2 protein-coding genes are annotated in these 2,042 nt (G+C 60.7%); both read left to right on the top strand.

Going from position 1 to position 2,042, the window contains the following annotated elements:
• The first annotated feature begins 330 nt into the window (after positions 1–330).
• Positions 331–711, top strand: coding sequence for a type II toxin-antitoxin system HicB family antitoxin (locus ATO4_RS28775; RefSeq protein WP_348626487.1), 381 nt, complete (start codon positions 331–333; stop codon positions 709–711).
• Between the two features lie 233 nt (positions 712–944).
• On the top strand, positions 945–2,042 hold a 1,098-nt coding region (locus tag ATO4_RS26645; RefSeq protein ID WP_139802737.1), incomplete at its 3' end, for a hypothetical protein.

The raw sequence follows: 2,042 nt of genomic DNA, 5'->3' as shown, positions 1-2,042 counted from the left end.
GAATCCCCAAAGGGATGCTTTTGTCTCGGTTAATCCACTAGCTCGAAGGCCCCGAGGTTCTCGCTTGCCAAAAAAAGATAAGATCCTCCAGCGAATGGAGGCGAATCCACAGGGCGATTGGACCATTCGTGACATAGGCGCGGTGTGCTCTCAGCACGGATTAGAGCTTGACTCGCCCACTAGCGGAAGCCATTTCAAAGCATACAGTCTGTTGCTACAGGGCGTTTTGCCCATTCCGAGCAGGCGCCCCATTAAGCCAACGTACATTCGTCAGTTTGTAGCCTTGGTGAAGGCGCATGACCGAGCCCAGCGCGGACAAGGAGGCGTAGATTGAACCAGTACCAAATCATGATCGCACCGCTTACCGAAGCGGACGGAGGTGGTTATGTCGCCTATATTCCTGATCTGCAGGGTTGCATGTCTGATGGCGAGAGTCCGGAAGAGGCGTTAGCCAATCTGCGCGATGCTTATAGCGAGTGGATCGACACGTATGAGAAGCTAGGAAGGGAGGTTCCCAAGCCCGGCACCTATGGGCGCGCAATGCAGGCCAAGAGCCGTGAAATCGCCGACCGCTTCGAAAAACTCGATGCTGAGGTTAAGGATCTGCAGGAGAAGGCTGAGCATTTCTCGGCTTGGCTCCGATTCAGCGAACTTACGGGTGTTGATCCTGGTGGGCCACTGCCGCCAGAATTCGTTTCGAAGACCTGTTAGAAGTTACACCGGCTTTTTCATAACCCCGCTCCGGCGGGGTTTTTCATTCGCGGGAGCGGGCGGTTTTCCCCGCACAGCATATGCAAAGCCAGGGTACGGGTTCGGCGTGACGGCCGTTTCATTCTACTACTATCGGTAAATATACCGCTCACAGTTTGACATGCGGTAATTCTGCCGCTACCGTTTAAAGTGCTTGACGGGAAGCCTTCCCGCAGCGCGACGGGAGCAAAGCCATGAACGCCATAACGCAGATAAGCCAGACTTCCAGCAGCCCGATTGCCATCGCGGCTGCGAGGCCGGACGAGGATCACCTCCGCTTCGATCTCATCGAGTTGTGCCGCACGAGCGGCGACTTCGTTCCGGTGGTCAGCAACGGCCAGATCTGGGGCGCGGCGGCAGACCGCCTCGAAACCCTCCGGCCCACCGCAGAGACGATCACCGCCGCCGACTATGTCGAGGGCCTTGAGGTCCTCGGCTTCGCCTTTGAAGTCATGACGCGCAAGGACGGCACCGAGTATCTCGCCCGGATAGAGCCCGAAGCGCCGCTTCCCGAAGCATGGGATCGCCGGGCCGTGGATCTGATGGCCGCGTTCGGACCACGTCACGCGGGCACGGAGGTCGTGGATTTTCTCAGGAGCCGTCAGAGCGGCGCCAGCGGTGCGAGGCCTCAGCCGAGCATCTTCGACCTGGAAAGTCGGCACCGCAGCATCTACGCCCGCTACGAAGCCGCCGCGACGGCTCACAGTGCGGCGGAGACCCGCTATTTCGCCGCAAGTCCGAAGTTGCCTGCGGATGTTCTGCCGGATGATCTGATCGAGCGATTCAAGGCGATGACGATCGCCGAACTGTCGGACCGCAGCCATCCTGTGAACATCGAGAGGGCGGCGCATTATGCCGCGCGTGAAGCCCAGCGCGAAGCCTATGAGGCGGAACTGGCGCGGCTGAAGCAGGAGCACGGCGTCGACGAGACCGAGCGCCGAATGTATGCCTTGCTCGACGAGGCGGACGCGATCGTCGATCAGATCGCCGCCACTCGTGCCGAGACGCCGGCCGGCATGCTGCTGAAGCTGAAGGTCGCCGACGGCGTGCTGGAGGATGGCGACATCCTCGATGAGCTTCGCGCGGATCTGGAGGCGGTGGTCGCCCGCGATGCACGGTTCCTCGAACTCGGCCAATGCCTAGACGAGGCCTGGGCACGGGAACGGGAGACGTGCAACGCCATAGAGGCGCACGGCCACGGCAATACGTGCGACGAACTGGAGGCGGCCTTCGACACCGCCTACAAGGTCTGCGGAGACGTCGCCGACGAGATCATGGCCATGCCGGCGTCC

Origin of the sequence: Aurantimonas sp. 22II-16-19i (genome assembly GCF_002088275.1) — a bacterium.
Taxonomy (GTDB): domain Bacteria; phylum Pseudomonadota; class Alphaproteobacteria; order Rhizobiales; family Rhizobiaceae; genus Jiella.
The sequence above is the reverse complement of the archived record's forward strand: the minus strand, read 5'-3'. Positions and strand labels throughout refer to the sequence as shown.